Source organism: Candidatus Tumulicola sp. (assembly GCA_036490475.1).
GTDB lineage: Bacteria > Vulcanimicrobiota > Vulcanimicrobiia > Vulcanimicrobiales > Vulcanimicrobiaceae > Tumulicola.
Map to the genome: position 1 here is coordinate 527391 of DASXDT010000005.1, position 22476 is coordinate 549866.

The window sequence follows — 22476 nt, forward strand, 5'->3', positions numbered from 1 at the left end:
CAGTGTTTTCCCAGGTTACTTTAGCGGTCGCAATGAAATTGTAACTGCGGAGGTTTATTCTGGACGCTACAACCGTTGAAGGCGGCGCCGTTCGGGCGTTGCGCGCAGCATCGTTGCACGAACGCGTGCTGGTCGTCGAAGCGGGTCCCGGCTGGGGAAAGACGACCGCCGTTCGGGCTGCGTTTCCGGATGCCCCGTACGTTGAAGTTCCCGGCGGCGGCCGCCCCGGCGCCTTTGAACTCGCGCTGCTAACGTCGCTCGGGTTGAGCGTTTCGGATGCCGGAAGCATCGTCGCTCGTCTCGATTCCGACGCGACCTGTGTCTTACGCGCTATTATTGCTGCCCATACCGGGCAAGCCATTATCCTCGACGATATTCAACGACTCGATTCCGCCGGGGCGGGCTTGATCGAAGCGCTAGTCGAGAGTCAAACGGTGCGCCTGGTATTGGTCGGAAGATCGCTGTCCGTTCTCCCGATCGGTACGTGGCTCGCCCGCGGACACGTCGGCATGCCATTCGGGCCAGACGTGTTAGCGTTGCGCGCCGAGCATGTCGCACAACTGTTTTCGGATGTGGAGGCCGGCGACGAACTGCAACGTGCGATCGTATCGACGTACGCCGGCTGGCCGCTCGCAGCGTCGATCGCGGCGGCGCTTTTGCGCAGCGGTTCGACACAGCGCGAAGTGCCCGCGAGATTGGCCGACGGCGTGGCGGCAATCGCCGGTTCGATCGTTGCCGAACTCGACGACGACGGACGAGCGCTGCTCATCGAATCGGCACTGCGTTCGACATACGGACTTCGCGCGACCGCGGCCGGTTTGGCACAGATACGCCGCTTAGCCCTTCCGGAATCGGAATCGGGTCTACACGAATTGTTCGTCGTCGCCACGCTCAAGGAAGTACTCCGCGAAGAGCGCGCGGGCGTCGCCGAACACATCTCTACGCCGGACGACGACCCATCGGCATTGTATGCGCTGCTCGCCGCGGAAGCTCCGCATACGTTGAACGATCGCGTGTGGCAATTCTTGGCCGAACTGCACGATCGCTACGATCGCGCGACGCTGCAAATGATCGCATCACAACCCGACATCTCGCCGGCCGCGGCCCGCGCTGCGCGCAGTTTCATTCACATATTCGCTTCGCAATTCGACGAGGCGGCGGCCGTCGCCGAACCGGTACTCGGCGAGGTAGCACGCCATAGCCCGCATGCTGCGTTGCGGCTCGCTCGCGGACTCGTACACGCCGGACGCGGCGAGGCCTGCGTTTCGCTGTTGCAACAAATGCAAGACGGCGATCCCGCGATTGCGGTTCGCCGCGATTGCCTACTCGGATACATCACCGGCGATTCGGCGCGCATTGCGAACGCAAGCGAACGAGCGTCGGCTGCCGGCGACTTGAACCTTATCGGCTTCGCATCGATCCACGCCTCGGTTCTCGCGTTGCATGATGGCGAACTCGACGCAGCCGAAGGTTTAGCGGCGCGCGGCGAGGACGCGGCTCGCGCGGCGGGATCGGTGCTGCTCGAAGCGCGCGCGCTGAAAATCCGCTATGGCGTCGCGATGTTGCGAGCAAGGCTCGATGTTGCCGCCGTCCACGTCGGCCGCTTGGTCGCGTTGCAAGAACTCGTCGCCGATCCCAACGAACGCGCGTCCGATCTGGTCGCCGCCTTCGAAATTGAAGTGTTGGCCGGCCGCCCGGCGCGCGCCGCCGGTTACGATCAGACGATTCGAAAAATTGGACACGGCTGGCTCGACATGGAAACGTATGTGGTGTGCCAGGCGGTGGTCGATGCATGGCAAGGATTGCCGTTCACCGGAGCCGATCGTTTGGCGGCCTTCGCCTCAGTCGCCCAGCCAGCCAGCCGGCGGCTTCCGCTTTCGCTCGGCGCCTTTCTGTCGGCCACGGGCGATGCGGCCGAGCGGGCTGCCGATTTTCTGCGGCGCTTAGCGGCAACACCCGCGGCCGCCGAGCCGTTCGCGCAAGCCCATTACGAGATGGCGGCAGCGTTCGCTGCCGTCGCCGAATGTTTACTCGGCCGCCAAAACGCTGCCGCGGCGCGGCTCAAAGTCGAAGCACGCACCGAATTCGGCAGCGTCTTCCTGAACGCCGCGCGTCACTACGCGGCCGCATCGAACGCGGGTGCTTTTACGGACGCAATGCGCGCGGCCGGCTTTGCCGGCATCGCCATGCTCTTCGAAGGAAGCGGCCTGCGCAGCGAACGCACCCCGCTTTCGCGCACCGAACGATCGGTGCTGTCGTACCTGGCGTCCGGGATGGACGCGCCGCGGATCGCAGACCTGACCGGACGCTCGCTGCACACGATCAAGAATCAACGGCGCTCGATCATCAGCAAGCTTGGAGCCGGAAACACCGTTGAGGCGGTCGCCATCGCACGACGCCTCGGCCTGCTCTAACGGCACCCCCCGGGATAGCATCTTGGTGTCATGCGCCGGCTGGACCGCCCCGTATAGACTGACTGCAAAGGACCGTGCTACATAAGGAAGTTGCGACATGACCGCTATCTTGATCCTAACGCTGCTCAGCCAGATAATCGGCGAAATCGTCCCGCCGTATCTTCCGTACCCTAGCCCGTAAGCGAAGCTCGCATGCAAACGTATCCCGGCGAACGCCTCGCCCTCTCTGAGCTTGCCTCCATCGTACGCGACGAAGTGATCTACGCCGACCGCTGGGCCATTGTCGACTGGATTCGTCGCGAGATGCGCGCGGCCACGCCACATGAAGTGTTGACGTTGATCGACCGTGCCGGCGCACAATTGGCGCAGTCGGTTGACGACGGAGATCGCAGCGCAGTGCTGCAGCGCCTCGAGACGATGCGGTCACGTTCCCAGGAACTTGTTTGGGAGCAAACGGCAACCCGCGGAACCAGCGTCGACGACGCGATTGGAGCGCTCCACGCCGTTGTCCGCGCGACCGATCCCGAGCTGCACCAGCATCTCGAAGCCGTCGGCGCGCTAGCGGGCCGGCTCGGTCGCACGCTAGGACTCGATTCCGAGGATGTCGCAAACGTTGTCGCCGCCGGGCGCCTGTGCGACATCGGGGCCGTCGGATCGCAATCGGGCTCGCACGCCCAGCGCGGCGAGCAGATCGTACGTGAGATTCCGGCACTGTCGCCGTATCGTGGCTGGATCCGGTCCCACCACGAACACCTCGACGGTTCCGGAACCCCCGATGGATTGGCCGAAGCCGACATCCCGTTCGAAGTACGAATCATCACGCTGGCGGACGACTTTCACTCGATGATCGGATCGGGCGGCCGACTGGGAATGCGCCCGCTCCACGACGCGCTCGCGCATCTACGGCGGTACGCGGGGACCCGCTACGACGGCCGCCTGGTGGCGGCGCTCGAAGAGCTCGTCACCCCGCGGCGCCGCTTCGGGAATCCCACCGCGGCGTAACAGCCCGAACCTTTTGCCGGGGTGGGCATGATGAACGGACCCTCGTACAAAGTATGGGGGTCTTTCATTTCGAAAGAGGCGACCATGGACAACAGAACGATCGCTCATTCTATCGCCGACGGTCTTAACGGCATCGTCCGCGCGACCCGCGCCGTCACTCCGCCCGGCTCCGCCCCGCAACTCGACCGCTGGAAGAACGAGATGACCGAAGCGTCGCGCCATGTATTGATGGCGTTCGGCATCGATCCCAACCAGCTATCGAGTCCGTCGATCCCTTGCGGAGGAGGCTGGAGCGTCGACTGGGTCGGCGGCGATAACGGCCAGTGGGAGGCCCGTCAGCCTACGAGCTAACCTTCGCTATCGTGATCATCGTCTTACCGGAAGCCGTCGAGATCGAAACGCTCGTCACGTTCTTTCCGGAACCGATGGTGAACGCGGCACTCTCAATCGGCGTCGTGATATGCGCCTTTTCCGAGCCCGCCGGTAGGTTCTTCTGGTACCACTTGTAGACATCGTCGAACGAGTCGGTCGTCGACAACACTTTACCGGTGGCGGTTTGACCGCCGGCCGCCGATCCGGTCGTTCCAGACACTTGTACCGTCGCGCCGGGGTACGACGGCACATCGCCGTTCGCAGCGTCGGACGCCGCGGTTGCGGTCATCTCCGGCGCGGGGCTGGTGACCGCATCTCCGGCCGAAGCCGCCGCGGTCGCACTCGCATCGGTGCTTCCCGACGAGTTCTGGTCGTTAGAACTTTTGCCGGAGCAGCCGGTGGCCGCGACGATCGCCATGGCGGCGATCAAGGCGTAAGTAGGTAAGCGCATGCATCCTCCTTTAGGTAAGTAGCTTCGCTTCATCCAAGAACTTAAGGCAACTTTCCCGCCTAGAACCACAAATTTTGCCTCGAAATTGCCCCGATATGAGTGCGAGGGCAGGCGCGCTTCGCGAGTCCGCGCAAGTCAGCGCAAAAGTCGCTCCTTCCCGTTTCTCCGGAGGTTATTCGTGCATATTGTCCGCGCAGTCGTCGCGGCCGCATTCGTTGCGGCGCTCACGGCATGCAGTTCCGGTACCATCTCGACGCCAAACCCACCCGGGCCGGGACCAACTTCGGCTCCGTCCGGGTCGATCCAGCACGTCGTGATCCTGTTCCAAGAAAACCGCAGCTTCAATTCCATGTTCATGGGCTTCCCCGGTGCGGAAACGAGTAACGTCGGCGCCTGCAAGCGCTGGAAATCGCCGGACGGCAAAGTGTATTGTCCGGACAACGCGCCGGTCAAGCTCAAGCCGATCTACCTCGAGTCTTGTCCTGGCGGCTGCCCATCCGGCTCGGGAGCCGACATCGCTCATCAATACTCGACGTTTAACACCGAAGCCGACGCAGATCCAGCCACCGGGGTGCTGCGTATGGATGGCTTCGACGCGATCTACCGGGGAACGACCGGCGGCGGTCTGCCCGCCGGGCTGTATCCCTACGGCTTTGTCGTAAAGCGCGAAACCAAGCCCCTTTGGGATATGGCATCGCAATACACGCTAGCCGACCATATGTTCTCGACCGAGAAGAGCGACAGTTTCCCCGCACATCAACAACTAATTGCCGGGACGACGGCGCTGAGCGATCAAGAATCGTTAGTCGATTCGCCATCCTACAACCTTTGGGGTTGCGATGCACCCTCGGGCACGACGACGCCGGTACTGTTCAAGAATGGCCGTTATCAAGTCAAGGGTCCGTTCCCGTGCTTCAATCAGTACAAGACGATCGCCGACGTGCTCGATGCTTCAAATGTATCGTGGAAGTATTATGTCGAAGCGATGTCGGGTAAGTATGCAGATACTTCAGGCGATCTTTGGAACGCGTTCGACGCGATCAAGAGCGTTCGGTATGGCGCGGACTGGAAAAAGAACATCGTCAGTCCGAATAGCCAGGTCATGGACGACGCGGCTGCCGGAAAGCTTGCGTCCGTTTCGTACGTCATCCCGACACTATTTGATTCCGATCATCCCGCTTCGGGTTGTGCCAACGGTCCGAACTGGGTCTCACGCGTCGTCAACGCGATCGGAAAAAGCCCGGAGTGGAAGAACACCCTCATTCTCGTCACGTGGGACGAGTGGGGTGGCTGGTACGACGGCGTCCCGCCGCCACAACCCGACTACACGACGCTGGGCATGCGCATTCCGCTCATCATCATTTCGCCGTATGCGAAAAAGCACTACGTTTCGAAAACGCAATACGAGTTCGGCTCCCTCCTAAAGTTCATCGAACAAAACTTCGGAACGGGATCGCTGAATTCGACCGATGTGCGCGCCAACTCGATCGTCGATTCGTTGGACTTCACGCAGAAGCCGACGGCCTTCAAACCGATCGCAGTGCCTCCGGCTCAAAAGTGCGCCGGCCGCTCCACCGAACAACTAATCGAAGAAGAGGGCGGCGCTCCCGGATAGCCGACCGGAGCCATCTAGGGCGGCCGGCTTCTCGCAGGCCGCCACTCCTTCTGTGAGTTGTTCGAACCGCGTTACGGATCGTTCGCATGGCGCTCTCACGGTTATCTCGAAGGCGGGTATGTTGGATTCCAATACCCCGCGAGACAATCAACGTTGGGGATCGACGCCACGGGGCTTTCCCGTTTGCCCCCAGACAGAATTAGCCGCCAGCTTGACTTGGTAGATAGAGCATCCTAGTATTAGCTTCCAGGGGTCAGACCATGTGGCTCCCTCTGGAGCACCGTCTTACCGGTTCTTTCTCACAAGTTAAAGGGTGTTTAACGATGAATCTCAGGATTTTGGGCGTGGCATTGCCATTCGTAGTGCTCGCTGCCTGCTCTGCGAGCGGCTCTACTACGCGAACCTAGCATCCCCTCCGCCACAACCGGCTAAACAAGTTAAGCCTAATTCGTTCACGCAAGAACTCGTCGTCGGCGATCCCGGAAATTCGTCCGTGCTTGTCTTTGGCGTGTCCGTCAGTCCGTCGCCGGCGCCGGTCCGGACTCTACAGGTTCCTTAACGCAACTTGCAGGTGTTTTGCAAGTAAGCGTAGGATCATCGGGCGGCATCTTCGCCACGAACAAACGCACCTAGCGTCTCCTTCCCCCGTTTTGAAGTTCTCTTCTACTTCAAGCGGAAATTCCGCGCCTAGTAGCACGGTCTGCGCGACTAATTACGACTTGATGAGCGTGACGATAAATGGAGGCAACATCATCACGGCTGGATTTGAATTCTTCTATGGCGCTGCGATTTTCTATTTTCCTAACACCGCGAGCGGCTGCTCCACGCCGACCAAGACGATCGTGGGCAACAACGTCGCCCTTAACGATCCGGTGAGCGTCGCAGCCGACAACTCTGGAACTCTTTACGTGGCAAGTTCAACCGAAGGTTCCGGCCACGGCGCTGTCAACGAATATTCGTCCACAGCCTCGGGCAACGCATCCCCGACGACTGTTCTTCAAGGGAACAACACAAAACTGAACGAGCCGACCGAGGTTTACATCGATAACAGTACCACCGGTGCTGGGCGGTTGTTGGTTTCAGACTCGAGCGGTCACGTGTTGGTTTTTGCCCCCGGAGCTACTGGGAATGCCACACCGGTACAGGACATCACATCGGTGTCCGCACCGACCGGCGTGGCGACCGATAGTAACGGCAAGATCTACGTATCCGCTCCGGGCAACTCAGAAATCCGCGTATTCGCCGCGACAGCCACTGGTGCAGCAACTCCCGTCAACAAAGTAAGAGGAACCGCAAGTGGCTTAAGCGCGCCCGGGCAGCTCTTCATCGCCCCAATTTCTCCCAGCTAGAACTAAAGTCGGCGGCAGCGCCAGAGTCCCATTAGCCGACGCGGAAACTGGCAGATGGGCGTCGTAATGGGGTAGCCATGAACCGCTTGAAGGTTGTGGCTACCTCGGCCGTCGCTGCTGCCGGTATAATGGCCGCGCTGGGCGCGCTTCCTGTGCGTGCCGAAACGATCTATTTTCAGTTTCCCGCGTTACCGGGACCCGTCGCGAACTGCCAGTGGTTCGACGATAACATCAACGACCGTTCCGACGACGCGCTCGTGCGACAGACCGACCTGATCTACAATCGGCTGGCCTTGACGGCGAACACGAATGCGAGTGTGACCGGAAGCGCGCCCACGAAAGCCGGCGCTCAAGTGGTGCAGTTCGACGTCGGAAGCCGCTTGATGTGCGCCGAGTCACAGGTCATGCATCCCGAACAGGCCGAGCCTTCGCCTTCTCCGCTCGAGTAAGGGTCGCCGTTCGAACCCGGAATGCCAAGCTGATGCGGCCGCCGATTGAGGCGGCCGTTTTTGGTATGCCGTGATCGTAGTGCAGCTGCGTCTCGTAACTCATCACCAGCAAGCTGCCGGGTTCGAGGTCGATGTCGAAGCTACGCCGCGGGCGGGTCTTGCTGCGAATCGTCATCAGCCGCGTGGCGCCTAACGATAGCAGCGCGATCGGAAAACCGGGCACGATCTCATCAATGTGATCGTTGTGCGGTGCGACGCTGTCGCCGCCGCCGCGATACCAGTTCAACCCGACGCTATTGAACTCGACGCTGCATGCGGCCACGACCGCCGCCCTCGCTTCGGGTAGCGGATCTGGCGGCAGCCCGTCTTCAAGCCGGAACCACGACACGAGCCTCGGAACGTCGACGTCGCGATCGTACATCCGCCGGCGCTCGCTGCGCCATTCGATGCCCTCGCGCAACGTGGCGTACCACTGCGCCGCGGTGGCGGCGTCGACCGCTCCGGGCGCGTACGTTATGCGTCCGGATGAGTCGTCGACTAAGGTGCGGGGACCGCGTCCAAACAATTCGGTTTGCATTGATAACTTCGAACAAAAAAACGCGCGACCGGCGGCCGCGCGTTTCGTTGACGTTAGAAACGATTGGCGTTACGGGTGAGCGTAGATGCCCCGTTGGAGTGCCGGGAGATGCGGACTCTTCCACTTCGTGCCGTCGGCGAACGTGATCTTTAGCGGGATACATTTCGCTAAACCGGTCTGCAGCGGAAATACGTTGCGATTCAAGCCGAACTGATGCTTGATCTCGGCGCCGGGCGAGAACGTTCCGACGTCCTGCACTTCGGCGACCAAGCGGCCGTTCGCCACGAGTCCGAACTCGATATGCGACATCACGACGTTGGTGACGTTCTTGTAATCGATGCTCAGGGTGGGGTTTCCGTTGACCGGATATTGGTAGTAGTTGTATCCGTACACGCTCGGCCAGCCCCAATACGGGCCGCCCGGATAGTATGCCGGCGAGTAACCGCCCGACATATAGACGTTGCGTTGCGGGTTGCAGTTGTTGACTTGGATCGGATGCGGCGTCGTAACGTGCGACATCGCGCCGGCCACGCCGGGCGCTACGGCCAACGCCAGCACCGCGGCACCAAAGAATAAGCGAGCCGTTTTCTTCATAGGTTCCTTTACGGAGAAAAGAGCGAAGGGAGTTAGCCCTCCCTTTCTGCGCGCGCCGCATTGAACCTAGGCGAGCAGGTTGCGCGCGTTCTCGGCGACGACGGTCGCCCCCGGAGCCACCGTTTGCGTTCCCGACGGGCCGTCGATCGTAACCGATCCGCTGCTGACCCGCACGATGGTCTGGCCACCGTCGGCCACAGACACGCGGAACGTGCCGGGCTTGGCGGGTCGTACGGTCGCCGTCGGCGTGTCGATCTGGCCCTGGGATCCGGCGGGAGCGGTCACGTCGACGTTCCCCGCGGCAATCTGAATTTCGGCAGCACCGGCGTCAAGGTCGACCAATCGCACCTGGGTATGCGCCTCGAGCCGTAGGGTTTGGCCGCCGACCCGTAGCGAGGTGTGTGAGCCATCGCCGGTCGCCACAAAGTCGCCGGCGGAGAGCGTCGCGGACGGAACCGCCGCCTCTTGCAAACCCGTATCGGCACGGACGATCGAAACGTCGCCCGAAACGTCGGCAAGCTGCGCCGGCGCATCGGCCTTGGCAACAAGCGGCCCGGACAGTGCGGCAAAAAACGTGACCGAAAGCATCACACCCTTCACACCTCAATCATACTCCGTCATGACGAAGAGTTTACTTAGGAATGACTAAGAATTTCTTCGGCGCCTGCGACAGGTCAACGCAGCTTGCGTGCGTATGGAAAACTCCGGAGGTTCGAAATGAAAAAGATTTCAGACAATCAAACGCGACGGGATTTTGTACGCAGTGCTTCGTTGCCGCTCGTCGGAGCGATGCTATTCGCAGCAAATACTTCGATCGCATCGGCGAAGGGCTCGCAAGCGCAATTTAAATATCAGAGTAAGCCGAACGGTGGCAAGAAATGTTCGGGTTGTAAATTCTTCGTCAAGGGCAAAACGGCAACCGCAAACGGTACGTGCACCCTGGTCGATGGAGCGATCAGCCCCAACGGTTGGTGCATCGCGTACCAGGCGAAGACGAGCTAGCGCTCCAAGACTACACGATCTCGAATAGCGCCGCAGCGCCCATTCCGCCGGCAACGCACATCGTCACGACGGCGTAGCGGGCGTTGCGCCGTTTTCCCTCGATGAGCGCGTGCATCGTGCAGCGCGTTCCCGTCATGCCGTATGGATGACCGATCGCGATGGCACCACCGTCGACGTTATAGCGCTCGGGGTCGATCCCCAGCGCGTCGCGACAATAAATCGCTTGCACGGCGAACGCTTCGTTTAACTCCCACAGATCGATGTCATCGACGCGCAATCCGCATCGCGCGAGCAGTTTTGGAACGGCCAACGCCGGTCCGATGCCCATGTCGGCGGGTTCGCAGCCTGCGACCGCGTAGCCGCGCAGAATTCCGAGCGGCGTCAGACCACGTTCGCGCGCTAGTGTGGCGTCCATGACGACGGCAACTGCCGCACCGTCGGAGAGTTGCGAACTGTTGCCGGCGGTGATCGTCGTATCCGCGATGCCCGGAACCGCGCCCTGTAGCGCAGCCAGCGCCTGCAACGTCGTCTCGGGACGGTTGCCTTCATCGCGTTGCAGCGCGACGCGTTCTTCGCGGACGCCGTTGCCGTCGCGAACCAGTTTCCAAGACGTCAACGCAACGATCTCGGCGTCGAATCGTCCGCTGGCCTGCGCGCGCGCCGTTCGCGCCTGGCTCTCGACCGAGTATTCGTCTTGGCGTTCTCGCGAGATATCGTACCGTTTCGCCAGTGCGTCGGCCGTGAACAACATCGGCATATACACGTCGGGCGCATGACGCAGCAGCCATGCATCGGTATAGTTCGTCAGGTTGACGTTCGGCTGCACCAAGCTGATCGATTCCACGCCGGCCGCGACGACGATGCGTGCGGTTCCGGTCTGAACGCGCATTGCGGCGCCGACGATCGCGTCTAAACCCGACGCGCAGTACCGCGAGATCGTTTGTCCCGGAACCGTGACCGGACAGCCGGCGCGCAACGCCGCCGTTCGCCCGATGTTATTTCCCGTCGCGCCTTCGGGCAGGCCGCAACCCACGACGACGTCCTCGACTTCTGCGGGCGATACGCCGGCGCGGTTCAACGCGTGTGCGATCGCGTGGCCCGCAAGTTCCGCTCCCGACGTGCGATTGAACGCTCCGCGGAACGCACGTCCGATCGGCGTACGTGCGACCGAGACGATCGCCGCGTCAGACACCGGCATACCACATCGGGCCGCCGCGGTACGGCGGGAACCCATAGCCATACACGTATGCGATGTCGATGTCGCCGGCGCGTAATGCGACGCCGTCCTCGAGCAACGTCCGCCCGCGATCGATGAGTGCGCGCAGCAGCCGTTCGCGAATCTCCTCATCGGCGACCGAGCGACGAACGACGCCGGCTCGCTGCGCTTCTTCGGCGAACAACGCTTCGACCGCCGGATCGTCGATCGGCGTGCGACCGTGTCCGACGCTGGAATCGTACCGATAATAACCGGCCGACGTTTTTTGTCCTAAACGTCCGAGGTTGACGAGGTGCCCGACAATTCCCGAGCGATCGGCACCGAGGCGTCCCGTGTTGGCGATATGCCACGCGACGTCGATTCCCGACAGGTCCGACATCGCGAACGGTCCCATCGCGAAGCCGAATTCCGTCATCACGCGATCGATGTGCGCGACGCCCGCTCCTTCTTCCGCCAATGCAATCGCCTCACGCACGTAATCGAAGATCATACGATTTCCGATGAACCCGAACGCATTACCCGAGACGACTGCCTTCTTTCGCAGCCGTTTGGCGAGCGCGAACGCGGTTGCCAGGGTCGTGGCCGACGTTCGCTCGCCGCGCACGATTTCGAGCAACGGCATGATGTTGGCCGGCACGAAGAAGTGTAGCCCGACAAATCGTTCGGGGCCTCCGACGGCCGACGCGAGTTCGTCGATGTCGAGCGTCGACGTATTGGTTGCAAGGATTGCATCGGGAGCGACGACCGCATCGAGTTTCCGAAATGCCGCAAGTTTGGCGTCGAGCTTTTCAACGATCGCTTCGATGACGAGGTCCAACGTCCGGAGCGCCTCGACATCGTCTGCGAATGCGATCGAGCGCCCCATCTCCCACGCGTCTTTCTGCGCGAGATTCCCCTTGCGCACGCGGTAGGCCAGCGTCTCCATCACGGTCCGTCGCGCACGCTCCACGGCTCCGTCATCCGGGTCGACGACCGTTACGCTATAACCGGCTTGCGCTAATGCCAGCGCTATGCCGCTGCCCATCGTACCCGCGCCCAGAACGCCGGCGTGCTGCAGCGGACGCGCAGTTGCACCATCCAGGCCCGGAACGTCGGTCAGCCTACGCTCTGCGAAAAAGAGATGGCGCAATGCGGCCGATTCGCCCGATGCGGCGAGTTCTCCGAACAAGCGCGCTTCGTGCGCCAGCCCTTCGTCAAACGGCATCGTCACCGCGGCTGCAACGGCGTCGACGATGGCGTGCGCGGCGCGTCCGCCGCGATCTTCGGGCGGCAGCGCCTTGTGCGCCCTCGCGACAACGAACGGCAGCGCTTGGGCTGGGACGCTCGGGCCGAGCGATGCAGTGATTTCTGCCAACCGCCGTTTCTGCACTTCTCCGTTTGCGAGCGATTTGAGCGCAACCTCGACCGGATTTTCCTCGACAACGCGGTCGAGGATACCGAGTTCCAAACATCGCCGGGCATCCTGCGTGCGGCCCCGCAACGCAAACTCCAAGGCGGCCTGCGGGCCGATCGCGCGCGGCAGACGCTGCGTGCCGCCGGCCCCGGGCAACAACCCTAATCGCACTTCCGGCAACGCGAAAGTCGAGCGCTCGGTAGCGATGCGAACATCGCATGCCAGCGCGAGTTCCAACCCGCCCCCGAGACACGCTCCGTCGATCGCCGCAATCGTCACCTGCGTACTTCGACCGATTGCCGCAACCACGTCGCGCACCGAGACCGGACGATCGACCGGCGGCGCTGCGAAATCGCCGACATCGGCGCCCGCGCTAAATGTGCCGCCGGCTCCGCACACGATCAAGGCCGAACACGCCTCGTCTCGTTCGGCGGTGGCGAGCGCTTCGACGATCTCCGCCGAATACGCAAACGACATGGCGTTAACGGGCGGACGATCGAGCGTCAGCACCGCGACGCGCCGCGCACCTGCGTCGACGAAGCGAACGTCCAAGATTTACACGCCTGTTCGCTTGGAACGGTCGGCATCGAATTGCGCGTCGCTCAGCCGGCCGACCTCAGACGATCCGCTCATCACTTGCTGCGCGAACCAGGCGGCCTGTGAAAGCACGTGCCGGGCGTAGAACGCCGCCGTCGCCAGCTTCGCCTCGTAAAATTCGCGGTCCGCGCCGGACTCCGCTAATCTCGTCGCGGCAATCGATGCAGCGCGCGCCATCTGCCAACCGCCCGCAATGACTCCCCACATCTTGAGATACGGCACGCTGCAGGCGGACGCGAGATTGAAATCGGCTAGCGCCGTCATGCCCAGCCATTGCGACGTTTCATCGAGCAGCCGCAGCGCATTCGCTAGTGCGGTGCCGGCAACCCGAACGTCGGCGTTTGAAGAAGCCGTGCATTCCCGCGCCGTCTGCGCCATACGTCCGCCGAAGGTTGTCGCGGTCGCGCCCATATCGCGCAAGAGTTTTCGTCCGAGCAAATCGAGCGACTGGATGCCGGTCGTTCCTTCGTAAATCGTCGTGATACGAACGTCGCGATAATATTGCGCGATGCCCGTTTCTTCGACGTATCCCATGCCTCCGAAGATCTGCAATGCATTAGAGCACAAATCGATGGCGTTCTCGGTACACCAGCCCTTCACGATCGGCGTCATAAACTCGACGAGGGCGCGATGCTCTTTGCGCACGCGCTCGTCCGGGTGCCGTAGGGCGAAATCCATCGATGCCGACGTAACATACGACAGCGCGCGCATCGCTTCGATGGTCGCTTTCTGCCACATCAGCATTCGCTGCACGTCGGGATGGCGCGCGATCGGCAGCGCGTCTTTTGACGATCCGGGTTCGAGGCTGCGGCCCTGCACGCGCTCGCGCGCGAACTCCAGCGACGCTCGATACGCGCGGTCCGCCAAGCCGATGGCTTGAACGCCGACCGAAAACCGCGCCGCGTTCATCATGACGAACATGTACTCTAAACCGCGATGCGGTTCGCCGATCAAGTATCCGAGGGACCCACGTCCGCCTTCGCCGATGCTCATGGTACACGTAGGATTACCGTTGATGCCGAGCTTGTGTTCGATGCCGGTGCACACCATCTCGTTGGGTTCGCCCAACGAACCGTCGGCGTTCACCACGAATTTGGGGACGACGAACAGCGAGATGCCTTTGGTGCCGGCCGGCGCGTCGGGTAATCGCGCCAAGACCAGATGCACGATGTTCTCGGCCATGTCGTGCTCGCCGAACGTGATGAAGATCTTCTGTCCGGTCAAGCGATAGGCGTCGCCGTCGGGAACGGCTTTGGTGCGCACCTGCGCGAGATCCGAGCCTGCCTGCGGTTCGGTCAAGCACATCGTTCCGGTCCATCGTCCCGAGACGAGATGCGGAATATACGCCTGCTTCTGTTCTTCCGAACCGGCCAGCTCGATGGCTTCGATTGCGCCTTGATTCAATAACGGGCCGTTGGCGAATCCGATGTTGACCGCGTTCCACATCTCGAGCGTCGGACCGAGCAAAATCTGCGGCAATCCCTGGCCGCCGTATTCGGCCGGGACCGCCAAGCCGATCCAGCCCGCTTGCGCAAACTGCTTGTACGCCTGCGGAAATCCGGGCGGCGTGCGAACCGTGCCGTTGTCGAAGGTGCAGCCTACCGTATCGCCGGCACGGTTGAGCGGCTCCAGAACGCCGGTCGCGAAGGCGGCCGCTTCATCCAGCACCGCATCGAGCACGTCGGGCATCTCCTCGCAACCCGGCAACGCGGCGATGTCGTCGAACGGCACGAGTTCGCGTAGCACGAATTGCATGTCGCGGAGCGGGGCGCGGTATTGATTCATGGCTGAACGTGATTCGACACAATTGAAGCGGCCCCGCTCAAACGAGCGAGGCCGCGGACATGTCCGTTCGATCCGGTGGATCGTTACTTGCTAAGTTCCTGAACGGTGTTGCTGTTGGAGTCGGTGAAATACAGCACCGTGTTCGCGTCGGAAGTTCCGACCGCAGTGATGCTTCGAATCGCTCCGCCGGTGCCGGTGTCGACCACCTTGGTGGCCAAAACTTTACCCGTGGATTCCACTTCGATCAGCTCGTTGGTCTTGCCATTCGCGACGATCACGTTTCCGTTCGGAAGCGCGGTCAAGGAGATCGCACCGCTAAGGGGAGCGCCCGAAAGCACCACCTTGGCGTTCTTGGCTTGGGGCCCGGTGAACGTCTTGCCGTTAGAACCGATCTTCACGGAACCGGCTCCAAAGAAGTTGTTGTATACGTTTGCGAACGAATATAAGATGTTGCTCGATCCGTCGATAACAAACAACGTACCGTCCGAAAACGCGTTCTTCTGGTAGAAGCCCAACCCCGTCGGTCCAAGCACGCTTCCGGGCTTGCCCTTATTGACCTTAAACCCCGTGATAACGGCCGTCACCGGCGGGTTCTTTTGTTGCGTCCCCAAGTCGATGCGATTGACCGATCCGGTCGTGGCATCGCCAACCCAGAAGCCGGGGCCTGGGGGATACGAAACGCCGATGTCGACGAACGTGCCGCCATACGGCTGCGTCAGACCGCTTCCGCTGATCTTTTGAAAAATCTTCCCTTGTGGAGAAACCGACGCGACATCCTTAGCCGTAGAGCCCGGCCCATACAGATAACCGTACAGCGGCTCGGCTGCGAGCCCTGCGCATCCTTTGAGATCGGTCGACGCGATTAAGTGCACCGGCTTCGAGCCGGCCTTCGCTAGCAGCACTTCTTCGGTCGTGCCGTTACCCATCACGCCGTTCTTATCGGCATAGTTACAGACGACCAAGTCGCCCTTCTTAAATTTTCCGCCGCCGTACGGCGATTTCGAGATGTACGTAATGCCCGCCGGCGTTTGATCGCCATTCGTCGTATCGACAGTCGATCCGATTTGCGTTTGCTTTGTCAGCGTTTTCAACACCGACGTTGCATCGACATCCGGCTGCACGCCATTCGACACCATTCCGGGACTCGAGATTTGCCCCGCGCTGTTGACGTCGGCAATTCCTGAACCCGCATTCGCCGATCCCGCATTTATAGATCCCGCGTTTGCCGATGGGACAGTTGAATTCGTTCCTGCCGCTGAGCAAGCGCTGGCTAATAGAACCAACGCCGCCGCGCTAAGTGTTTTACTCCGCATGCAGGGCGACTTCGACCGCTCGTTCGACGCCCCTCCCGCATAATGAGGCTTTATTATCGCATTGTTAATCAAAATCATTATCGCAAGTCATCATTATCGATTTGCTAACCTCGCGGACACTCACGAGCAACCGTCTCAGCTCACGCTCAGCAAATGGTCGACAACGTGGTTGCGCTGGCGCGCGAGCTTTTCTCGCTTGAATTCGGGCGGTCTGCCGAAGCGCCGATCGTCGAGACGCTGATTCGATACGGTGCCGGCGCCCTCCGATTCGCGATCTCGTGCGATATCTCGGTGCTGCCGCTGCGTGACGGCGAACGATATCGGGATGCATCGAAAACGCTCGCTCGTCTTGGTATCGACGTCGATCGTTGGCCCGCACCACCGGCCGGCTTATTCGTGGTAGAAGAGCGCGCGCTCTTACTACGCTCGCGCAGCCCGATGACGGTCGCACACGAATTCGGACACGCGCTCGATTGCGCGTTGGGCGGCGGTGTGTATCGATCGGGAATCGATCCCCGCGTGCGAGCGCACTATTGCCGTGCGCGAGCGTTCGTTACGCCGTACGCCGCAACCGGCATCGACGAATATTTTGCGGAGTCGTTACGAGCGTACGTCGGTGTGAACGATCCGTCGTCGGCGTGGCCGCGCGCGACGCGCGAACGATTACGCCGGGTCGATCCTCACATGTGCGAATATGTGGCCGCGTTGTTCGGGCGCGAATTCTCCACGCGCGCAACGTCGGCCGCACTAACCGGCGGGGCGTGATTGTGCCACGTGCGGCGAACGAACGTTACGATCGCCGCGATCTGATCGTCGTTGAGATCTGCAGCCCAGCCCGGCATCACGCCGTCGTACGTCGTCCCGCCGGTCGACGTACGGCCGCGCGTGCCGAACGCAACCGCCGCAATCACTCGCCCCGGATCACCGATGACGACGCGATCGCCGGCAAGCGGCGGGAAAACGCCGGCCATGCCGCGACCGTCCGGCTGATGACAGCTCGCACAGTGCGTCAGATACAAGGCTCCGCCGTCGCTCGACGAACCGGGCGCTTCGCTCGGCGCGCTCGACCGGTCGCTATGCGCGCAACCCGTCACTAATACGACCGCCAGCACAGCCGCGTACGTCCGTGCGATCATCGCCGGCGCGCGCTCATCGACCACGCGAGCGAAACGAGCAAGACGTTCGCGACCAGCGAGCTTCCACCGTACGAGACGAACGGTAACGTAATGCCGGTCAGGGGGAAAATACCGATCACGCCGCCGACGATGACGAAGACCTGAAAGCCCAACGTCGCGGCGAGTCCGACGGCCAGCAACTTTGCGTACAGATCCGGCTGCTGCAGCCCGACGGCGAAGATGCGCCGGACCAATCCTAAAAAGAGCAGCAATACGACGAACGCGCCGATCCAGCCGAACTCTTCAGAAAACGCTGCATACACATAGTCGGTGGCGACGTCCGGAATAAACGTCGGATGGCCCAAACGGAAGCCCGTTCCGAACAATCCGCCCGAGGCCATCGCGTAGTACGCCTGCGAGGACTGGTATCCGGCGCCGAGCGGATCCGAAAACGGATTGCGCCATACCGCGATACGCTCGTGCACGTAGTTGAAGTGCCGCGCCGCCCAAAATGCGACCGCCGCAAATACCCCGGCGCCGGCCGCAACGATATCCCAGCGCCGGGTTCCGACATACAGCAACGTCGCGAACGTAGCCAACAACAGCGTCGCCATTCCGAGGTCGCGCTGCACCACGAGAATCGCCATCGATGCGCCCCAGCCGAGTACCAGCGGTCCGAGATACTTCGCGTTGGCTTGCAATGACCAGGGACGCGCGGCCGCGAGGACGTCGGACATCTCGGCCAAATACGCCGCCAGGAAAAACACGACGAACAGTTTGATGAACTCGATCGGTTCGAACTGCGCCGGGCCGACGCGAATCCACAATCGGGCGCCATTGACTTCCTGGCCGAACAGCAACAATAAGCCGAAGAGTGCGAGCGACGCGACGACCCATAAGTATTTGTATGCGGCGAACCGCCGGAAGTTCGAAAAAACAGGCCCGAATGCGATCGCGAGCACCATCGCGACGCCCAGCCACACTTCCTGACGCGCCGCCAAGTCGGGGGACAACCGCGCGATCAACAAGATGCCGACCGACGACAGCACGATCGCCAAGGCAGGCAGCACGTCGTCGCGCTCGCTATCCAACGGTGCGCATGCAACCCATAGGAGCGCCAGAACGCCTAATCCGATGCTCAGTAAGGGCGGCCCTAGCGAGCGTTCCGGCGCGAACGACAGCACCAGCGCGGACACGGCGAGCGCTCCGCACATCGGGAGCAACCGCCGGACGATGCGAATCGTCAGCGGGCTAGTACCATCGCAATCACGAGCAAAGCTGCAATTGCGATGCGCGCGATCGTCACGGCCCCGAGCGTCGCGCGATGCGGCTCGGACGCGACGTCGGACGCGTCGTCGCGATCGAAACGTGCCAATAGCGCCTGCTCCCACGGGCCGGCCGATTCCACGTGCTGCAACAGACGCGCTGCGTCCGGTTCGCGCTCCAGCCGTCGCCCGGTCAGCACGATCACGTCGCCCTCACCGACCCGCACGCTCGACACGGTCATCTCCAGCGTCGATGCCGTTCCGAGCGCTCGAAGCAGCAACGGCGCCGAGCCGTCGTGCAAGGCGTCGTCGTCGGTTAGCGCGGTAACACGTCCATCGCGAATCAAGTATGCGGCGGTCGTTCCGGAATGCAGCACGTAGGCCGATCCGCGCACCGCAAACACCGCGGTCAGCGATGCGGCAGCGGTAACGTAATCGTCGTGCGAAGCCGTGCGCGCGTGCACGTCGCCGTTCACCCGGGCGACGACGCCGAGCATCGCAGCCGCTGCGGCTTGCGGACGGTCGATCGATCGCCGGAAACGGCGGCCGCGCGACCGTCGTTCGCACTCCTGACGCAAGCGCGCGAGCAACGCGCGTTCGATCGGTATTCCGTCGATCGATCCGAAGCCGCGAGCCACCGCCAGGAGCCAGCTCTGCCGGCCCATTCGCATCGTCAAACACGAGGCGCGATCGCCACGAATCGCTACGTCCACGGTTGCACCGATCGTATCATCAAGCGCGTGGTTCCCACGTCGATCGCGTCGCCGGCTCGTACTTCGATCGGCTCGTCGACGCGCTGTCCGTTCAAAAACGTGCCGTTACGACTATGCAAGTCGATCACATAGGCAATTCCGTCGCGGCTCTCGATGCGCGCGTGATGGCGGCTGACTTCCGGGTCGCGCAACGCGACGCCGGAAGCGCCGCGTCCGATGTCCATCGGCGTCGCTCCGTCCAGCCGCCGCACGTTGCCGATCTCGACGATCTCGAGTTCGACTGCGAGCGGAACGTGCCGGCCGATCTCGGTTGCCGCGCGGACGTTGGGACGAATCGTCGTCGCCGCGACGACGAGCAGCGCCGCCGTAATTTCGAGCGTCCCGATATGCATGCGTACGTCGAAGTTCATCGCTCGGCGGCCGCCGCTTCGAATCGCATACGCGTGTTACCGAACGACAGTTCGTCGCCATCGTGCAACCGTTCGGCGCGAACGCGCCGCCCATTCACGGAGGTGCCGTTGGTAGAATCGAGATCGCGCACCAGCGGGCCGGCCGCGTCGGTTTCGATTTCTGCGTGCGCGCGCGAAACGCTCGGGTCTGCCAGCACCACGTCGTTATCGTCGCCGCGGCCGATTCGCGCCGACCGGTCGAATCCGTACACGCCTTGTGCCGGGACGCCCTTTACCATACGCAGACGGAACGAACCGCGTGTCACCTTTGCTACGCGGGGACGGTCGTCGACCCGAACGTCCATCGCACCCACCGGCAAGCCGTCACTGGCCGTCATGACCACTTTGGGGTCGCCATCGCGCAACGTGATGCCGACGCGCGCCGACAGCTCGCGCAGCAATTCGGCCCACTCTCGTTCCAGGTACTCGCAATGCGGCGCGAGCCGTTCGAAATCGTCGGGATTCACGATCACGGTATATCGGCTCGGCGCGACGCGTTCGCCGCGTTCGTCGACGGTGCGAGCCTCCACGGTCGCAACCAATTTACGCGCGATTTGCTCGGGTTCCAGATCGGTCGGGAACACGCTCGCGAAGCTGCGCTCGATCAGCGCCGCACACGCCTGTTCGAGTTTCGCGAGCAGGCTCACCGGCGTTGCAGCCGGGAAATGAAAAAACCGTCGCGGCCCTCGATGCCCGGAGCCACCATCACATCGCCATCAGGCGTGAGAAAAGACTCGTACGCCGCCGGCACGAGTCCGCGCTCGAAATTGTGACGCGAGAGAAACCAATTCACGACCTCCGTGGTCTCGCGCGGGTCTGTCGAGCATGCCGCGTAGACCAAAACCCCGCCCTCACGCAGCGAGGTCGAAACGCGCTCGAGAATGGCCCGCTGGGTCTCCGCAAGGCGTTCGCCGTCGTCCGCACTCTTCTTCCAGCGCGACTCGGGATGCCGGGCGGCCAAGCCGGTACCCGAACACGGCGCGTCGACCAGGATTCGGTCGAAACGAACGTTGGGATCGAAGGTGTGCTCGCGGGCGTCGGCCTCCACGATTGCGGCCACCACGCCGGCCAAATCCAGCCGCCGTCCCAAGGTCGCGATCTTGCGAGTGTCGCGCTCGAGACACACGATATTTCCATCGTTTTGGAGCCGGCCGGCGATCTGCAACGTCTTATTTCCGCGACCGCTGCACGCGTCGAGCACCTCCTCCCCCGGTTGCGGGTTGAGAATGTCTACTGCCATCGCCGAACTCTCGGACTGCAGCCACCACGCGGCCGCCTCTCCACCCCCCGATAGACGAGCGCCGCCGCCATCCACAACCGACGACTCCGCAACGTACGCCGAGGGATGTGCGCGCACGCCGTCGCGCTCCAATGTCTCGCGAACTTCTTCGATCGTCGACCGAAGCAAACTCGCAGTTACGGCGGCCGCCGGCGGAGCGTTGACCGCAGCGCAGATCTGCGGTGTCAGGTTTCCGAACGAACCGCGCCACTGACGCACGAGCCACGTCGGCAACGAATGCACCGTTGCCAAGAATTCGTCTTCGCTCGGGAAATCGTCGGGTTGCGGCTCGGGCGGCGGCTCGCGCAAATAGCGACGCAGCACCGCGTTGGTGAGATTTGCAACGCCGGTGTGGCCGTAGCGTCGCGCCAGGTTGACCCACTCGAACACGGTTGCGTGCACGTCGGCCTGCGTGTAGGTTAACTCATACACCGCGAGTCGCAAAATTTCGCGGATCGTGGGCGGAAGCGAGTCGACGCGTTCGCCGATAAACGGCTCGAGACGCCAGTCTAGCGCGCGGCGCATCTTGATCGCGCCGTACGCCAGCTCGGTAGCGAACGCGCGGTCGCGCGGGTCGACCGTTGCATGTCGAATACGGTAATCGAGCGCTTCGGCGGCCCCGCGAGCGGGTCCGGGCCCGACGGGAAAGACGTCGCGCACGACTCCCAGTGCGATGTCGCGAGCGCTTAACGTTCGTGCGATGTCCGGCCTCGCAAATAGGCGGCACCGCTCATACGGCCGCGATTCGGTGCGATGAGTTCGTCGATCTCCACCCGGCCGTCTTCGACGTGCGCGCGCAACACCTTGACAATTTCGCCCTCGAGTTGGGCGCGAGCGCCGGGCAACGGCGAGAACGCGCGTACCGCGTCGACGATGCGTCGCGGTTCCCACGACCAATCGATCGAAAGGTCGTCTTTACCGAGCGGATGCGTGTAGGTCGGCTCGCCGGTCTGCGGATGAGTGGGAAGCCGGCCGTTCGCCGCGAGTTCCAACGCGCGGCCCAGCAGGGCGGCACCGATCGTCGCGAGACGATCGTGCAAATGTCCGTAATCTTCATCGGGATCGATCGTAACCGGCTCTTGCAGCACGACGTCCCCGGTATCCATACCCGCATCCATCAACATGACCGTAACGCCGGTCGCGCGCTCTCCGTTGCGCAACGCCGTCTGAATTGGGGTCGCGCCTCGATAGGCCGGCAGCAGCGAGGGATGGACGTTCAAGGATCCAAGGCGCGGAAGTTCGAGCAGCCAGTCCGGTATCAGCCGTCCGTACGATGCGAGCGCGAACAGATCGAAGGCGTCGCCGGCCAGCTCGGGTTGTAACGCTCGCAACGTCGATGGCTGATAGACAGGCAGTCCGAGTTCGATCGCGGCGGCCTTCACCGGCGAGGGCGTTACACGCTGGCCGCGTCCGCTCGGGCGGTCGGGCTGCGTAACGACGCCAGCCACCGCGGTGCGTTCGGCGAGCACTCGCAGGCTCGGAACCGCGAAATCGCTGGTTCCGAAGAAAAGCGTACGAATCTGGGC

At 62.4% G+C, this 22476-nt stretch carries 23 protein-coding genes; 8 read left to right on the forward strand and 15 right to left on the reverse strand.

The window, feature by feature from the left end:
• The first annotated feature begins 98 nt into the window (after positions 1–98).
• From VGF98_06070 to VGF98_06080, 3 genes are all read left to right on the forward strand, one after another.
• Positions 99–2414 carry a LuxR C-terminal-related transcriptional regulator gene (locus VGF98_06070; GenBank protein ID HEY1681179.1) on the forward strand — a complete coding sequence of 772 codons (2316 nt, stop codon included), beginning with the start codon at positions 99–101 and terminating at the stop codon, positions 2412–2414.
• Between the two features lie 192 nt (positions 2415–2606).
• On the forward strand, positions 2607–3416 hold the full coding sequence (locus VGF98_06075; protein ID HEY1681180.1) for an HD domain-containing phosphohydrolase: 810 nt from the start codon (positions 2607–2609) through the stop codon (positions 3414–3416).
• A gap of 84 nt (positions 3417–3500) precedes the next feature.
• A complete protein-coding gene (locus tag VGF98_06080) occupies positions 3501–3767 on the forward strand; it encodes a hypothetical protein (protein HEY1681181.1) in 267 nt (88 codons plus the stop codon).
• Here VGF98_06080 and VGF98_06085 read toward each other — a convergent pair.
• Positions 3757–4239 carry a hypothetical protein gene (locus VGF98_06085; GenBank protein ID HEY1681182.1) on the reverse strand — a complete coding sequence of 161 codons (483 nt, stop codon included), beginning with the start codon at positions 4237–4239 and terminating at the stop codon, positions 3757–3759. The two genes, VGF98_06080 and VGF98_06085, sit on opposite strands and share 11 nt — an antisense overlap.
• A 178-nt stretch (positions 4240–4417) precedes the next feature.
• On the opposite strand from VGF98_06085, the gene VGF98_06090 reads away from it, so the two are divergent.
• The 3 genes from VGF98_06090 to VGF98_06100 all read left to right on the forward strand — a co-directional run bounded on the left by VGF98_06090 (position 4418) and on the right by VGF98_06100 (position 7652).
• Complete coding sequence (locus VGF98_06090) at positions 4418–5854, forward strand: alkaline phosphatase family protein (GenBank protein ID HEY1681183.1); 1437 nt, start codon at positions 4418–4420, stop codon at positions 5852–5854.
• Positions 5855–6576: 722 nt separating this feature from the next.
• Positions 6577–7203, forward strand: coding sequence for a hypothetical protein (locus VGF98_06095; protein ID HEY1681184.1), 627 nt, complete (start codon positions 6577–6579; stop codon positions 7201–7203).
• Positions 7204–7280: 77 nt separating this feature from the next.
• Positions 7281–7652 (forward strand): hypothetical protein, encoded by a 372-nt coding sequence (locus VGF98_06100; GenBank protein HEY1681185.1) that lies wholly within the window; start codon positions 7281–7283, stop codon positions 7650–7652.
• Here VGF98_06100 and VGF98_06105 read toward each other — a convergent pair.
• From VGF98_06105 to VGF98_06115, 3 genes are all read right to left on the reverse strand, one after another.
• Entirely contained in the window at positions 7606–8229 is a 624-nt protein-coding gene (locus VGF98_06105) for an alpha-ketoglutarate-dependent dioxygenase AlkB (protein ID HEY1681186.1), read from the reverse strand. The two genes, VGF98_06100 and VGF98_06105, sit on opposite strands and share 47 nt — an antisense overlap.
• Positions 8230–8298: 69 nt before the next feature.
• A complete protein-coding gene (locus VGF98_06110; GenBank protein HEY1681187.1) occupies positions 8299–8823 on the reverse strand; it encodes a hypothetical protein in 525 nt (174 codons plus the stop codon).
• A 66-nt stretch (positions 8824–8889) separates the two neighbouring features.
• A complete protein-coding gene (locus tag VGF98_06115) occupies positions 8890–9411 on the reverse strand; it encodes a FecR domain-containing protein (protein ID HEY1681188.1) in 522 nt (173 codons plus the stop codon).
• A gap of 129 nt (positions 9412–9540) precedes the next feature.
• On the opposite strand from VGF98_06115, the gene VGF98_06120 reads away from it, so the two are divergent.
• Positions 9541–9825: a high-potential iron-sulfur protein gene (locus tag VGF98_06120; GenBank protein ID HEY1681189.1), complete on the forward strand. Its 285-nt coding sequence runs from the start codon at positions 9541–9543 to the stop codon at positions 9823–9825.
• Between the two features lie 10 nt (positions 9826–9835).
• Here the strand turns inward: VGF98_06120 and VGF98_06125 are convergent, their stop codons facing one another.
• From VGF98_06125 to VGF98_06140, 4 genes are all read right to left on the reverse strand, one after another.
• Positions 9836–11023, reverse strand: a complete 1188-nt coding sequence (locus VGF98_06125) for an acetyl-CoA C-acyltransferase (protein ID HEY1681190.1) — start codon at positions 11021–11023, stop codon at positions 9836–9838.
• Positions 11010–12986 carry a 3-hydroxyacyl-CoA dehydrogenase NAD-binding domain-containing protein gene (locus VGF98_06130; GenBank protein ID HEY1681191.1) on the reverse strand — a complete coding sequence of 659 codons (1977 nt, stop codon included), beginning with the start codon at positions 12984–12986 and terminating at the stop codon, positions 11010–11012. The genes VGF98_06125 and VGF98_06130 overlap by 14 nt, the downstream gene beginning before the upstream one ends.
• Before the next feature lie 3 nt (positions 12987–12989).
• Entirely contained in the window at positions 12990–14816 is a 1827-nt protein-coding gene (locus VGF98_06135) for an acyl-CoA dehydrogenase (protein HEY1681192.1), read from the reverse strand.
• An 83-nt stretch (positions 14817–14899) separates the two neighbouring features.
• Complete coding sequence (locus tag VGF98_06140; GenBank protein HEY1681193.1) at positions 14900–15937, reverse strand: hypothetical protein; 1038 nt, start codon at positions 15935–15937, stop codon at positions 14900–14902.
• Between the two features lie 345 nt (positions 15938–16282).
• Between VGF98_06140 and VGF98_06145 the strand changes: the two genes are divergently transcribed.
• On the forward strand, positions 16283–16894 hold the full coding sequence (locus VGF98_06145; GenBank protein HEY1681194.1) for a hypothetical protein: 612 nt from the start codon (positions 16283–16285) through the stop codon (positions 16892–16894).
• Here VGF98_06145 and VGF98_06150 read toward each other — a convergent pair.
• Genes VGF98_06150 through fmt form a run of 7 tightly spaced genes read right to left on the reverse strand, consistent with a single transcriptional unit; the run spans position 16810 to position 22470 of the window.
• Positions 16810–17265, reverse strand: a complete 456-nt coding sequence (locus tag VGF98_06150) for a cytochrome c (protein ID HEY1681195.1) — start codon at positions 17263–17265, stop codon at positions 16810–16812. The two genes, VGF98_06145 and VGF98_06150, sit on opposite strands and share 85 nt — an antisense overlap.
• Positions 17262–18440, reverse strand: coding sequence for an FtsW/RodA/SpoVE family cell cycle protein (locus VGF98_06155; GenBank protein ID HEY1681196.1), 1179 nt, complete (start codon positions 18438–18440; stop codon positions 17262–17264). Before VGF98_06155 ends, VGF98_06150 begins: the two co-directional genes overlap by 4 nt.
• A 47-nt stretch (positions 18441–18487) precedes the next feature.
• On the reverse strand, positions 18488–19222 hold the full coding sequence (locus VGF98_06160; protein HEY1681197.1) for a hypothetical protein: 735 nt from the start codon (positions 19220–19222) through the stop codon (positions 18488–18490).
• On the reverse strand, positions 19213–19632 hold the full coding sequence (locus VGF98_06165) for an FHA domain-containing protein (GenBank protein ID HEY1681198.1): 420 nt from the start codon (positions 19630–19632) through the stop codon (positions 19213–19215). The genes VGF98_06160 and VGF98_06165 overlap by 10 nt, the downstream gene beginning before the upstream one ends.
• Positions 19629–20318: an FhaA domain-containing protein gene (locus tag VGF98_06170; GenBank protein ID HEY1681199.1), complete on the reverse strand. Its 690-nt coding sequence runs from the start codon at positions 20316–20318 to the stop codon at positions 19629–19631. Before VGF98_06170 ends, VGF98_06165 begins: the two co-directional genes overlap by 4 nt.
• Positions 20315–21610 (reverse strand): transcription antitermination factor NusB, encoded by a 1296-nt coding sequence (locus VGF98_06175; GenBank protein ID HEY1681200.1) that lies wholly within the window; start codon positions 21608–21610, stop codon positions 20315–20317. Before VGF98_06175 ends, VGF98_06170 begins: the two co-directional genes overlap by 4 nt.
• Before the next feature lie 26 nt (positions 21611–21636).
• Positions 21637–22470 (reverse strand): methionyl-tRNA formyltransferase, encoded by an 834-nt coding sequence (fmt, locus tag VGF98_06180; GenBank protein HEY1681201.1) that lies wholly within the window; start codon positions 22468–22470, stop codon positions 21637–21639.
• Between the last annotated feature and the right edge of the window lie 6 nt (positions 22471–22476).